Origin of the sequence: Janthinobacterium sp. PLB04 (assembly GCF_021165895.1) — a bacterium.
GTDB lineage: Bacteria > Pseudomonadota > Gammaproteobacteria > Burkholderiales > Burkholderiaceae_D > Janthinobacterium > Janthinobacterium lividum.
On the sequence record NZ_CP088968.1, the window covers coordinates 2,537,172 to 2,549,357 of the forward strand.

11 protein-coding genes and 4 tRNA genes are annotated in these 12,186 nt (G+C 62.4%); 7 read left to right on the plus strand and 8 right to left on the minus strand.

What is annotated here, in order from left to right; translation table 11 throughout:
- Positions 1–15: 15 nt before the first annotated feature.
- Positions 16–2,268, minus strand: a complete 2,253-nt coding sequence (locus LSO07_RS11265; RefSeq protein ID WP_034778171.1) for an ATP-binding protein — start codon at positions 2,266–2,268, stop codon at positions 16–18.
- Between the two features lie 91 nt (positions 2,269–2,359).
- Positions 2,360–2,788: a winged helix-turn-helix transcriptional regulator gene (locus LSO07_RS11270; RefSeq protein WP_034778174.1), complete on the minus strand. Its 429-nt coding sequence runs from the start codon at positions 2,786–2,788 to the stop codon at positions 2,360–2,362.
- A 116-nt stretch (positions 2,789–2,904) separates the two neighbouring features.
- Between LSO07_RS11270 and LSO07_RS11275 the strand changes: the two genes are divergently transcribed.
- Entirely contained in the window at positions 2,905–3,756 is an 852-nt protein-coding gene (locus LSO07_RS11275) for an SDR family oxidoreductase (RefSeq protein ID WP_151094199.1), read from the plus strand.
- Positions 3,757–3,842: 86 nt separating this feature from the next.
- Here LSO07_RS11275 and LSO07_RS11280 read toward each other — a convergent pair.
- The 4 genes from LSO07_RS11280 to LSO07_RS11295 form a co-directional block, all read right to left on the minus strand.
- Positions 3,843–3,927 (minus strand) — tRNA-Leu (locus tag LSO07_RS11280).
- 68 nt (positions 3,928–3,995) lie between these two features.
- Positions 3,996–4,080, minus strand: a tRNA-Leu gene (locus LSO07_RS11285).
- 68 nt (positions 4,081–4,148) lie between these two features.
- Positions 4,149–4,233: transfer RNA gene (locus LSO07_RS11290), tRNA-Leu, on the minus strand.
- A 321-nt stretch (positions 4,234–4,554) separates the two neighbouring features.
- Positions 4,555–4,639 (minus strand) — tRNA-Leu (locus LSO07_RS11295).
- Positions 4,640–5,026: 387 nt separating this feature from the next.
- Between LSO07_RS11295 and rnr the strand changes: the two genes are divergently transcribed.
- The 4 genes from rnr (at position 5,027) to LSO07_RS11315 (ending at position 9,914) form a co-directional block, all read left to right on the plus strand.
- Positions 5,027–7,576 carry a ribonuclease R gene (gene rnr, locus LSO07_RS11300; RefSeq protein WP_034784001.1) on the plus strand — a complete coding sequence of 850 codons (2,550 nt, stop codon included), beginning with the start codon at positions 5,027–5,029 and terminating at the stop codon, positions 7,574–7,576.
- Between the two features lie 15 nt (positions 7,577–7,591).
- Entirely contained in the window at positions 7,592–8,335 is a 744-nt protein-coding gene (rlmB, locus tag LSO07_RS11305) for a 23S rRNA (guanosine(2251)-2'-O)-methyltransferase RlmB (RefSeq protein ID WP_034784003.1), read from the plus strand.
- A gap of 120 nt (positions 8,336–8,455) precedes the next feature.
- A complete protein-coding gene (gene cysE, locus LSO07_RS11310; RefSeq protein WP_070280435.1) occupies positions 8,456–9,205 on the plus strand; it encodes a serine O-acetyltransferase in 750 nt (249 codons plus the stop codon).
- A gap of 10 nt (positions 9,206–9,215) precedes the next feature.
- Positions 9,216–9,914, plus strand: a complete 699-nt coding sequence (locus tag LSO07_RS11315) for a YceH family protein (protein ID WP_070260269.1) — start codon at positions 9,216–9,218, stop codon at positions 9,912–9,914.
- 16 nt (positions 9,915–9,930) lie between these two features.
- On the opposite strand, the gene LSO07_RS11320 is transcribed toward LSO07_RS11315, so the two are convergent.
- Both LSO07_RS11320 and LSO07_RS11325 read right to left on the minus strand, forming a co-directional pair.
- The gene (locus LSO07_RS11320) at positions 9,931–10,299 is read right to left on the minus strand and encodes a tetratricopeptide repeat protein (protein ID WP_151094201.1); all 369 of its coding nucleotides are present in this window, start codon (positions 10,297–10,299) and stop codon (positions 9,931–9,933) included.
- A 7-nt stretch (positions 10,300–10,306) separates the two neighbouring features.
- Positions 10,307–10,756 (minus strand): DUF4240 domain-containing protein, encoded by a 450-nt coding sequence (locus tag LSO07_RS11325; protein ID WP_151094203.1) that lies wholly within the window; start codon positions 10,754–10,756, stop codon positions 10,307–10,309.
- Positions 10,757–10,948: 192 nt separating this feature from the next.
- Between LSO07_RS11325 and LSO07_RS11330 the strand changes: the two genes are divergently transcribed.
- Together LSO07_RS11330 and udk are read left to right on the plus strand one after the other, a co-directional pair.
- Positions 10,949–11,452, plus strand: coding sequence for a DUF2199 domain-containing protein (locus tag LSO07_RS11330; RefSeq protein WP_151094205.1), 504 nt, complete (start codon positions 10,949–10,951; stop codon positions 11,450–11,452).
- A 59-nt stretch (positions 11,453–11,511) separates the two neighbouring features.
- Positions 11,512–12,156 carry a uridine kinase gene (gene udk, locus LSO07_RS11335; protein ID WP_070260278.1) on the plus strand — a complete coding sequence of 215 codons (645 nt, stop codon included), beginning with the start codon at positions 11,512–11,514 and terminating at the stop codon, positions 12,154–12,156.
- The last annotated feature ends 30 nt before the right edge of the window (positions 12,157–12,186 follow it).

Genomic DNA, 12,186 nt, shown 5'->3' on the forward strand with positions numbered 1-12,186 from the left:
TAGCGCGCCTGCCGTTCAGGGAGCGGGCGATTGCGGCGCCGTGGCGGGCAGCTGCAGGGTGAAGGTGGTGCCGCTGCCGGCACCGGTGTTGCTGGTGGCGTCGATATGGCCGCCCAGCACGCCCGTGACGATGTTGTGCGCCACATGCAGGCCCAGGCCAGAGCCGCCGGAACCGAGCTTGGTGGTGAAGAATGGGTCGTAGACGTGCGCCAGGTCGTCGGCGGCGATGCCCACGCCCGTGTCGGCGATGGACAGGGTGATCGTCTGCCCATCGTCGCTGCCGCGCGCCGTGATGGCGATGTTGCCGCCGCTGCGGCCCTCGAAGGCATGGCGCAGGCAATTTTCCAGCAGGTTGCTCAGCACCTGGCCCAGCGGGCCCGGATAGCTGTCCATGGCCAGACCGTCCGGAACGTCCTGCGTCAGGCTCAGGCCGGCGGCCTTGAGCGGCGTGGACATGGGCAGCATCAGTTCGGCGACGAACTGGCGCAGCAGGAAGTGGCGGCGCTGCGAACTGGCGCGGTCGACGGCGATCTGCTTGAAGCTCGAGACCAGGTCGGCGGCGCGCTGCAGGTTGCGCAGCATGATGGCGTCCGCCTCGCTGGCCTGGGTCAGGTAGGCGCCCAGTTCGGAGCGGCGCAGGCCGTCGAGAAAGCTGGCCTGGATTTCGCGCGTGCGTTCGGCCATGGTGGTGGCCACCACCAGGCCGTTGCCGATCGGCGTATTGAGTTCATGCGCGATGCCGGCCACCAGCGCGCCGAGCGCGGCCAGCTTGTCGCGGCGCACCAGTTCTTCCTGCGTGATGGACAGGTTTTCCAGCGCGGCGGCCAGTTCGAGGTTCGTTTGCTCCGAGTGTTCCTTGGCCTGCGTCAAGGCCGCCGTGCGTTCGGCCACCAGCTCTTCCAGGTGGGCGCGGTGGCGCTGCAGCTCGCGTTCGTGGCGCATGCGGCCGATGGCGATGCCGGCCAGGTCGGTCGCCGTGTCGATCAGTTCCAGGTCGCGCGCGTCGGGCTGGCGCACTTCGCGGTAGTACATGGCGAAGGAGCCGAGCACGGCACCATCCTGGCCGAAGATGGGGCGCGACCAGCAGGCGCGCAAGCCGAACGGCGCGGCCAGCTCGCGGTAGGGCGCCCACAGCGGATCGCGCATGATGTCGGTGACCACCACCGGTTCGCGCAGGAACATGGCCGTGCCGCAAGAGCCCACGCCAGGGCCGATGGCCACGCCTTCGAGCAGGGCCATGTATTCGGGCGGCAGGCTGGGACCGGCCGCGCTGTGCATGTGGATGCCGTCATCGTCGAGCAGCATGATGGAGCAGAGCACACCGCGCGACTGGCCTTCGATCAGCAGCAGCAACTGGTTCAGGGTGGGGATCAGGGGCGCACCCTTGGCGACCATTTCCAGCAGTGTGCTCTGGCCCGCGCGCATGGCTTCGGCCAGATTGCGTTCGGTCAAGTCGATGATGCGCGCATGCACGAGCTGGCGGCCCGGCACGGACAGGCGCATCAAGCGGATTTCGCAGGCGATCGGGTGGCTGTCGCGGTGGCAGCAGCTGGCGCGGAAGACGACGATCTTGCCTTGCAAGGTATCGCGGATCTTTTCTTCCAGCAATTGCGGCGAGGCGCTGCCATCGCTCTGATGCCTTGGGAACAGGGGCTCCATGCCGCCTTGCAGCAGCTCGGCCAGCGGCATGCCGAACAGTTCTTCGGCCAGGTGGTTGGCGTCGATCAGCAGGCGGTTGTCGATATCGAACAGCAGCACGGCGTCGGGCGAACCGGCCAGGATGGAGTGGTAATTGACTTCCAGCGTTTGCGGATGCAGGGGGCGCGGTGGCGTGGCGGGAGCGGCGAAGGGGCGGGCGGCTGGCGCCTCGGCCTTGTGCAGCGCCAGTTCCATGAGGATTTTTTCCGCCACATCGCGCGCATTGAAGGGCATCTTGATGTAGTCGCTGGCGCCGGCGCCCACGCTGCGGCCCTGTTCCTCGGCGCTGGGAGTGGCCGACATCAGCAGCAGGGGCACGCCGTGGCGTCCGCCCGCATTGCGCAGGCGCATGCAGGTGGCGCCGATATTTGTGCCCGCCAGCGCCGCGTCGAGCAGGATCAGATCCGTGCCGCCGGCCGCCAGTTCCACGCCTTCGTCGATATCGCCCGCCAGTCCCGTGCCCAGGTTATGCCGGTCCAGCACATACAGCAGTTCGCGCACATCATTCGGCGAATTGCTGACCAGCAGCACATTGGCCCGGTCGGTGATGGAGGAAATCAACTGGTTCATGGTGTCGCGCCCTTACGCGGTTCATGGGCCTAGTATTACATCAAGGCAAGTAGGAGTAAACGATAATTCTTGATGACCAAAAGCAATCTGTTCAAGCCGCTTTTTGCGCTGCCGGCGCCGCTTCCAGGGCCGCGCGCGCCTGTTCGATGCGCGGGTAATTATCCTCGATCCAGTCGACCAGCACGGCCAGGCGCTCGGCCGCCTCGCGTCCCAGCGGCGTCAGGCTGTATTCCACCTTGGGCGGTATCACCAGATACGCCTGGCGCAGCACGAAACCGTCGCCCGCCAGCGCTTCCAGGGTTTGCGCCAGCATTTTTTCGCTCACGCCGCCCACTTCGCGGCGCAGTTCGCTGAAGCGCCGCGTGCCGCTCAGCAGCAGTACCAGCACCAGCACGGCCCAGCGGCTGGTCAGGTGGCTGAGCACGGCGCGCGACGGGCAGGCCGCCGCCAGCAGGTGCGCCCCCTGGTTTTGGCGGGCGAGGGCGGTGCGCAGGCTGGCGCCAGGAGTGTCTGTGGACATGATAGTTGGACCTGTAAATGTAGATTTCATTCATACTTACCAAAAGGTACGTACTTACAATAAGTAAGCAATAGTCCTATTATAGGGTTTTACCACCTACGTACCAAGGAGAAATCATGATCGTCATCACCGGCGCCACAGGCAATCTGGGCCAGCACGTCATCGCCAGCCTGCTCACATCCATCCCCGCAGCCAATATCATCGCCGCCGTGCGCAACCCGGCCAAGGCCGCCGGCCTGGCCGCCCAAGGCGTGCAAGTGCGCCAGGCCGATTACAACGATGGCGCCAGTCTCGATGCGGCATTCAAGGGTGCAACGAAGATCCTGCTGATTTCGTCGAGCGAAGTGGGCCAGCGCGCGCAGCAGCACCAGAACGTCATCGATGCGGCCAAGCGGGCCGGCGTGGCCTTGCTGGCCTACACCAGCGTCTTGCGTGCCGATACGTCGCCGCTGGGCCTGGCCGCCGAGCACGTGATCACGGAAGCGGCCATCCGCGCATCCGGTCTGCCGTACACTTTCCTGCGCAACGGCTGGTACCTGGAAAACCATACGGAACACCTGGCGCCCGTGCTCGAGCATGGCGTCGTGCTGGGCGCGGCGCAAAACGGCCGCTTCTCGTCCGCCGCGCGTCTTGACTACGCGGCGGCGGCCGCCGCCGTGCTGACGGCGCCCCAGCCGCAAGCCATCTATGAACTGGCTGGCGACGACGGCTTTACCCTGGCCGAGTACGCGGCCGAAGTGGCGCGCCAGTCGGGCAAGGCGATTGCGTACAAGGATATGCCGCAGGCGGACTTCAAGGCGGCGCTGGTGAGCGTGGGTGTGCCGGAAGGGTTTGCCGACCTGCTGGCCGACTCCGATGCGGGCGCGGCCAAGGGGGGCCTGGAAGACAATGGCAAGCAATTGAGCGCGCTGATTGGCCGTCCGACGACGAGCCTGTTTAACGCCGTGAAGGCGGCGCTGGCCAAATAAGGGAAAGGGCCGCGGCAGCGCGGCATCTTGAAATGAAAAAAGCCGCAAACTCGTGAAAGTTTGCGGCTTTTTTGCGAATTAGGTAATGGTGCCCACGAAGGGACTCGAACCCCTACACCCGAAGGCACATGGACCTGAACCATGCGCGTCTACCAATTCCGCCACGTGGGCACTGATGCTGCTTGTTGCTGTATCTCACTACTGTACTGCGGACTACAACGACAACAACTCGTTGCTGGTGGTGCCCACGAAGGGACTCGAACCCCTACACCCGAAGGCACATGGACCTGAACCATGCGCGTCTACCAATTCCGCCACGTGGGCATTGTGCTGCTTGTTACTACTATCTGCTACTTTACTGCGGATCACAACAATCGACAACTTGTTGCTGGTGGTGCCCACGAAGGGACTCGAACCCCTACACCCGAAGGCACATGGACCTGAACCATGCGCGTCTACCAATTCCGCCACGTGGGCATTGTTACTGCTTGCTGCTTGTCGCTGCATGTTCTGCAGCGAGGACAAAATCATAAGGGCTGGCGTGCATTCGGTCAATCAACATTTTGCACTTTTCTTCAAGAAACATGTTTTTTCGCCTGAAAACGGCTGTTCCCTATGAAAAAAGGTTAAATCTGCCTCTTTTTTCAGCGATTTCCCGCAGCTTGCTGTCGGTGGGCGTGCCGTGCTGCCTGGTTGTCGCAGCGTGGCCAGCTGGCGGGAGGGGAGGGAGTTTTCGTCGCGGAAATGAAAAAAGCCGCAAACTCGTGAAAGTTTGCGGCTTTTTTGCGAATTAGGTAATGGTGCCCACGAAGGGACTCGAACCCCTACACCCGAAGGCACATGGACCTGAACCATGCGCGTCTACCAATTCCGCCACGTGGGCACTGATGCTGCTCTATTACTTGTCGCAAAATAACTTCGCAACAATTCTGCTATTATAACGGCTTGAAGAGTTTTGCGCCAGATGAGCTTTCGCTCCATACTGCACATCAACCCTGTACCGCTTTCCTGCAACTGCATTCCCGTGAAGGTTTGTCGCTGCAAGAGACCGAGATTATAGAGCAATATTTGCCGAAGTCAAATGCATTGCGCAGCTTTTCTCCTTTTTTTCATCGGCGGGGCACTTGTTCGGTTTCCGCTACGCTGTCCGTTAGGCAAACCAAGGCGTCCTCCGGTACACTACCGGACATCACCGTGTCAATATTGACGGTGATGTCATCGGTCTTTGTCTTCCGTTTGATCACTGTCAATAACAACTATAGAAATACTTTTGAGCCAAAATACCCACACCATCCCCAGCCGGGAGGACATTCTCGGCATATTCCGCAGCGTCAACGCGCCTCTCGACCCGCAGTCTCTCGGGAAAACGCTGCAAGTGCATGCCGATTCCATGGATGTCCTGGTCCGTCGCCTGAAGGCGATGGAGCGCGACGGCCAGCTCAAGTCTGACGCCAGCGGTGTTTTCAGCCTGGCCGACCAGAGCGCGCTTGTCGCCGGTCGCGTTACCAGCCACCGTGACGGCTTCGGCTTTGTCATTCCCGACGACGCCAGCGCCGACCTGTTCCTGCCTGAGAAAGAAATGCAGAAAGTGCTGCATGGCGACAAGGTCATGGCCCGCATCGTCGGCACGGACCGCCGCGGCCGCCCGGAAGGCACGATCGTGGAAGTCACCTACCGCGCCAATACCCATGTCATCGGCCGCCTGATCCAGGAAAACGGTACCTGGGTCGTGGCGCCGGAAGACCAGCGCATCGGCCAGGACATCCTGGTGACCGGTTCGGTGGGCAAGGCGAAGGCCGGCCAGATCGTCAGCGTCGAGCTGACCGAGCAACCGATGCGCTTCAAGCAGCCTGTCGGCAAGATCGTCGAAGTGCTGGGCGCGCTCGATGATCCCGGCATGGAAATCGAGATTGCCGTGCGTAAATTCAACGTGCCGCACGTCTTTTCCGCCGCCGCCCTCAAGCAAGCTGAAAAGCTGCCCTTCGAAGTGCGCGCCGCCGACCTGAAAGACCGTGTCGACCTGCGCGACGTGCCTTTGGTCACCATCGATGGCGAGGACGCGCGCGATTTCGACGATGCCGTGTATTGCGAACCCGTCAAGATTGGCCGCGCCAACTGCTTCCGCCTGATCGTGGCGATTGCCGACGTCAGCCATTACGTGAAGCCGAACGACGCGCTCGATGCCGATGCGCTCGAACGCAGCACGTCCGTCTACTTCCCGCGCCGCGTGATCCCGATGCTGCCGGAAAAACTGTCGAATGGCCTGTGTTCGCTGAACCCGGCCGTCGACCGTTTGACCCTCGTCTGCGACGCCGTCGTCAGCGACAAGGGCGAATTGAAGGCTTACCAGTTCTACCCGGCCGTGATCCATTCGGCCGCGCGCCTCACGTATGACGAAGTCGCCGCCGTGCTGGGCAACACCAAGGGACCCGAAGCAGCACGCCGCGCGGACATCCTGCCGCACCTGCAAAACCTGGAAGCCGTCTACCGCGCCTTGCTGAAAGCACGCACGGAGCGGGGCGCCATCGACTTCGAGACGACGGAAACGTATATCGTCTGCAATAGCGCCGGCAAGATCGAAAAGATCATCCCCCGCACGCGCAACGAAGCGCACAAGATCATCGAAGAGTGCATGCTGGCGGCCAACGTCTGCGCGGCGGATCTGTTGCTGCGCAACAAGCATCCCGGCACCTACCGCATCCACGCCAGCCCGACCAAGGAAAAGCTCACGCAAGTGCGCACCTTCCTCAAGCAGGTGGGCCTGAACCTGACGGGCGGCGACACGCCATCGGCATCCGATTACCAGACCCTGATGCAGCAGATCAAGGCGCGTCCCGACGCGGCCCTGTTGCAAACGATGCTGCTGCGCTCGATGCAGCAAGCTGTCTACAGCCCGGACAATATCGGCCACTTCGGCCTGGCGTACGAGGCATATGCCCACTTCACCAGCCCGATCCGCCGCTATCCCGACCTGCTGACGCACCGCGCCATCAAGGCCATTTTGCAAGGCAAGAAATACGAGCCGAAGCTGTCCGAGAAGACCGTGCTGAACACGAACGTGTCGAACGCCACGCGCAAGCAGCAAGCGAAGGACAAGGCCGACGGCAAGCCGAAGAAGACGGACCTGACGATCTGGGATGCGCTGGGCGTGCATTGCTCGGCCAACGAACGCCGCGCCGACGAAGCGTCGCGCGACGTGGAAGCCTGGCTGAAGTGCTACTTCATGCAAGACAAATTGGGCGAAGAGTTCACCGGCACCATCACCGGCGTGACCACCTTCGGCGTCTTCGTGCAATTGGACACCCTGTTTGTCGAAGGCCTGGTGCACGTCACCGAGCTGGGCACCGACTACTTCCAGTATGACGATGCGCGCCATGAATTGCGCGGCGAACGCACGGGCAAGCGCTACCAGCTGACCGACCGTTTGACGGTGCAAGTGGCGCGTGTCGACCTGGAAACGCGCAAGATCGACCTGCGTTTGGTTACCGATGCGGAACTGGCGGGCGAAGATGCGCCAGCCAAGCCGAACGGCGCCGGCAAGCGCAAGGGCGAAAAGAAATCCATGGTCAAGCCCGGTCCTGCGACCGAGCAGCGCCATGAGATCAAGGCCAGCGTCAACAACGGCGGCAAGGCCGGCAAGGGTTCCGGCGGCCGTTCCAATGGCGCCAAGGCGCAAGCCAAGCCTGCAGCCAAGGCGGCGCTGAAGGAAGCCCCGAAGGCCGCCGAACCTAAGCGCAGCAAGAAACCAGCCGCGGCACCCGCTGCGGCGGCACCACGTGCAGCAAAAACTGTATCAAAATCAAGCAAGAACAAGCGATAAAAGAAACGATAACAAATGAAGAATAAAATGATTTTCGGCTTCCACGCCGTCACCTCGCGTCTGCGTCATGAAGCGTCGTCCGTGGAAGAAATTTTCGTCGATGCCAGCCGCGTCGACGGCCGCATGAAGGACATGATCGCCGCCGCCAAGGCTGCCAACGTGCGCGTCATGCCTGTCGACTCGTCGCGTCTGGACAAGATCGTCGGCACGCGCCGCCACCAGGGCGTGATCGCGTTTGCCTCGCAACTGTCGCTGGCGCGCAATCTCGATGAACTGCTGGACGCCATCGACGGCCCGCCGCTGCTGTTGATTCTCGACGGCATCACCGACCCGCACAACCTGGGCGCCTGCCTGCGCGTGGCCGACGGCGTCGGCGCACATGCCGTGATCGTGCCGAAGGACCGCGCCGTGGGCTTGAACGCCACGGCCGCCAAGGTCGCCAGCGGCGCCGCCGAAACCGTCCCGTACATCACCGTGACGAACCTGGCGCGCACCATGCGCGAACTGAAAGAGCGGGGCATCTGGCTGATCGGCACGTCCGACGACGGCGAAAAAGGCTTGTACGAAGCCGATTTCACGGGCCCGACGGCCCTCGTCATGGGGTCCGAAGGCGAAGGCATGCGCCGTTTGACGCGCGACACCTGCGACATCCTCGTCAGCATCCCGATGTTCGGCTCCGTCGAGAGTCTGAACGTGTCGGTCGCTTCCGGCGTCTGTCTCTACGAAGCCCGCCGCCAGCGCATCGCGAAAGAAGGCTAAAAATTTTGTAGCGCTTCTTTGATATGCCGCCGCCCTTGAGGCGGCGGTTGTTTATCTGCCTCCCCGGCAGCACGCCGCCGAATACGCTACCATTTGCGTTCCACCTTATTCATTGTCATTATGTTCCACCACCTGCGCGAAGATATCAACAGCATCATTGAACGTGACCCTGCCGCCCGCAATGGCTGGGAGGTGCTGACCTGTTATCCTGGCCTGCACGCCATCGTCATGCATGGCTGGGCGCACTGGTGCTGGACGCGGCACCTGAAGTGGGTAGGTCGCTTCATTTCATATATCGCCCGCATCATCACGGGCATCGAGATCCACCCGGGCGCCGTCATCGGCCGGCGCGTCTTCATCGACCATGGCTTCGGCGTGGTGATCGGCGAGACGGCCGTCGTCGGCGACGACTGCACCATCTACCAGGGCGTGACCCTGGGCGGCACCTCGCTGCACAGTGGCGCCAAGCGCCATCCGACGCTGGAGCGGGGCGTCATCGTCGGCGCAGGCGCGCAGGTGCTGGGCAGTTTCACGGTGGGCGAGTACGCCAAGGTGGGTTCGAACGCCGTGCTGCTGAAACCCGTGCCGTCCGGCGCCACGGCCGTCGGCAATCCCGCGCACATCGTGCAAAAGGATGTCAGCGCCCTGCGCGAGGGCAGCACGGCCCATTTGTTCGCCGCATATGGCGTGACGCCCAACGGCGACGATCCGCTGTCGAAAGCCCTGCAAGGCTTGATCACGCATGCCGTGGCACAGGAACAGCGCATCGAAACCATCCTCGCCACCCTGAAGGCGGCGGGCATCTGCTGCCAGGGCGTGCCCGAGTGTGATAAATTCGATTCCGAGCAAATGAACAAGCTGGTTGATTAAGGATACAGGCATGACTACAGACGCAAACGCAGCAGAAAAAAGCAGCGACAATCCCAATCTGCTCGACCCCTTCGAGATCCGCGTGCTGGCCGTGCTGGCCGAAAAGGAAGCGCTGACGCCGGACAGCTATCCGCTGTCGCTGAATGCCTTGACGAACGGCTGCAACCAGCTGTCCAGCCGCGACCCCGTCATGGCCCTGTCCGAAGAAACCGTCTACGACGTGCTGCAGCGTTTGATGCAGCGCAAGTTCGTCAACGGCATCACGCAGGCGGGCGCGCGGGTCGCGAAGTACGAACACCGCATGCGCATCAAGTGGTCGCTGGAACAGGACAAGCTGGCCATCCTGACGATATTGATGCTGCGCGGCTTGCAGACGGCGGGCGAGATCCGCAGCCGCAGCGGCCGCGTGCATGAATTCAAGTCCGTGGCGGAAGTGGAAGCCGGCCTGCAATTCTTGATCGACAAATACCCGCCGCTGGTGGCCAAGCTGGCCGTCGCGCCCGGCGCCAAGGAACCGCGCTACGGCCATCTGCTGGGCGGCGAAGAGGCGCTGGCGCAGATCGAGACGGCGGCAGGTTTTGCGGGCGCCGTCAGCGCGCCGCAGCAGGGCAGCAGGGTGGCCCAGCTGGAACAGGAAGTGCTGCAATTGCGCAGCGACTTCGATGGCCTGGCGGCGCAGTTCGAGGCGTTCCGCAAGCAGTTCGAATAATTTGCCGGGCACGCGCCTATTGGGCTTGCGGGTCGAAATAGGCGGTCCAGGTCAGGCTGGAAGCGGCAAGGCTTTGCGCCTTGCCAAATTGCGCCATGGCCTTGCGCGGTTTTGCCAGTCCCGCCAGGGCCACCCCCAGGTTGTAATGGGTATGGCTGTCCGTCGAACCGAGCTTGAGCGCCGTTTCCAGTACGTTGACGGCGTCCCTGTACTTGCCCTGGTCGCACAGCACGGCGCCCAGGCAAGTGATCAGGGCCGTGTCTTGCCGGGCCGCTTGCAAGGCGCTGCGCAACACGGCCTCGGCTGCCGCCATGTGCGCCTCCCATTGCCCGGCATCGCCTTCGGCCAGCTGGATATGCGCCCTGCTTGCGGCGATGGCATCCATTGTCGCCTTAGCCAGGCCAGGCGGCGGAATTGCTTCCGGTTTCATAATCGACGCTGGCGGTAAAATCCCAGTCATCGGTGTCACGCCCTGTCTTCCCGGACCAGGCCTCGGGAGCGACGCTCAACAGTTCTTCCAGCCACTCGTCCGTTTGATCGGGCATCAGCGTGGGGTCGGCCAGCACGCTGTCATACGTGGCCTTGCCCGAGCCGACGACGAAACAGCGCGCATACAGGAAACCGTCATCCGACTTTCCTGAGTTGCCGGCATGGTCCGCAAATACCTTGCCATCGAGCTGGTACAGTGCCTGCGCCAGGCACTCTTCGAAGCCCTTGATGTCCTTGACCGGCAACTCGGCGAGCGCTTCGGTCAATGGTTCCACCGCGGCATCGGCGTCGCCGTCTTCCAGGGCTTCACGGTCGATTTGCTCTATCAGCTGCCAAAATTTTTCTTCGTTCATTGTTTATTCCAGGTAAATAGTCTATCGATACTGAAAGAGAGCAGGCATGCAATGCCCTTGGCGCGATGCGTCCCGTCTGTGCATCTTGAGCTTGTTTAGAATATCATCTTGCCCGAATGCCAAGCGCACAGTTTCCCCAAGTAACTCTTTGTAATCAACACCGCAAACAATTCGACCAAGCGTCCTTCCCACATGACTTTTTCCTTCCTGTGCCGCTCCTGCGGCGAGACCCACACGGGCATGCCCAGCTTCGGCGCCGACGCACCGTGGCTGTACCAGCAGATGGCGCCCGCCGAACGCGAAGCGCGCTGCCAGCTCGACAGCGACGCCTGCATCGTCGACGAAGCGCACTGCTTCGTGCGCGCCACCCTCGACATCCCCGTGCATGGCGCGGATGAGCCATTCAGCTGGGGCGTGTGGGTATCGCTGAGCGGCGACAGCTTCGACGCATGGGACGCCTGCTTCAACGATGCCAAACGGGCGCACATCGGCCCCTTCTTCGGCTGGCTCAGCACGCAGCTGCCCGTGTATCCCGCTACCCTGAACCTGAAGACCCGTGTGCACCTGCGCGACGATGGCATGCGTCCGGCCATCGAGCTGGAACCGACCGATCACCCGCTGGCGGTGGAACAGCGCGACGGCATCACGGCAGAGCGGCTGGCCGAGCTGTATGCACGACTGATGCATGGCGATTGACAGGCCCGGCTTTTCAGCCCCTCCCTGTCGGTCCGCGCACGTTTCCGGTATCATTCGGCATGAATACTATTTCCTTCCAACCGTTTGTTATTGGTGTCGCTGGCGGAAGCGGCAGTGGCAAGTCCACCGTATCCCAACAAGTGCTGGCGTCCTTTGGCGCCGACATGGTCTCGGTCGTGATGCAGGACGACTACTATTGCGACCAAACCCATCTCTCCCCTGAAGTGCGCAGGCAGCAGAATTACGACCATCCGCAGGCGTTCGAGTGGCCATTGCTGGTGCAGCACATCCAGGCATTGCGCAATGGCGAGGCGATCGAGATGCCCGAGTACGACTTCACGCTGCACAACCGCTCCGACAGGACCATCTTGGTCAAGCCGGCGCCGGTGATCGTGATCGAAGGCCTGTTTGCCCTGTATGACGAAGACTTGCGCAACATGATGTCGCTGAAGATCTTTGTCGACACGGCCTCCGACGTGCGCTTCATCCGCCGCATGCAACGCGATATCACGGAACGCGGCCGCTCGGTGGAAAGCGTCATCGAACAGTACCTGGAAACCGTGCGCCCGATGCACAAGCAATTCATCGAGCCGACAAAGCGCAATGCCGATGTCATCCTGCCGCATGGCGCCAACGGCCCCGCGGTCGACATGATCACGGCCAAGGTGGCCAGCGTCATTGGCCGATTGAAACCGGCCGGCTGAAGCCTGCCGGCTGAAGCAGGCTGACGCAGC

Excerpts from the sequence above, each read along its gene's own strand:
- LSO07_RS11265 (WP_034778171.1), bottom strand. The coding sequence starts at position 2,268 with ATGAACCAGTTGATTTCCTCCATCACCGACCGGGCCAATGTGCTGCTG.
- LSO07_RS11270 (WP_034778174.1), bottom strand. The coding sequence starts at position 2,788 with ATGTCCACAGACACTCCTGGCGCCAGCCTGCGCACCGCCCTCGCCCGC.
- LSO07_RS11275 (WP_151094199.1), top strand. The coding sequence starts at position 2,905 with ATGATCGTCATCACCGGCGCCACAGGCAATCTGGGCCAGCACGTCATC.
- rlmB (WP_034784003.1), top strand. The coding sequence starts at position 7,592 with ATGAAGAATAAAATGATTTTCGGCTTCCACGCCGTCACCTCGCGTCTG.
- cysE (WP_070280435.1), top strand. The coding sequence starts at position 8,456 with ATGTTCCACCACCTGCGCGAAGATATCAACAGCATCATTGAACGTGAC.
- LSO07_RS11315 (WP_070260269.1), top strand. The coding sequence starts at position 9,216 with ATGACTACAGACGCAAACGCAGCAGAAAAAAGCAGCGACAATCCCAAT.
- LSO07_RS11320 (WP_151094201.1), bottom strand. The coding sequence starts at position 10,299 with ATGGATGCCATCGCCGCAAGCAGGGCGCATATCCAGCTGGCCGAAGGC.
- LSO07_RS11325 (WP_151094203.1), bottom strand. The coding sequence starts at position 10,756 with ATGAACGAAGAAAAATTTTGGCAGCTGATAGAGCAAATCGACCGTGAA.
- LSO07_RS11330 (WP_151094205.1), top strand. The coding sequence starts at position 10,949 with ATGACTTTTTCCTTCCTGTGCCGCTCCTGCGGCGAGACCCACACGGGC.
- udk (WP_070260278.1), top strand. The coding sequence starts at position 11,512 with ATGAATACTATTTCCTTCCAACCGTTTGTTATTGGTGTCGCTGGCGGA.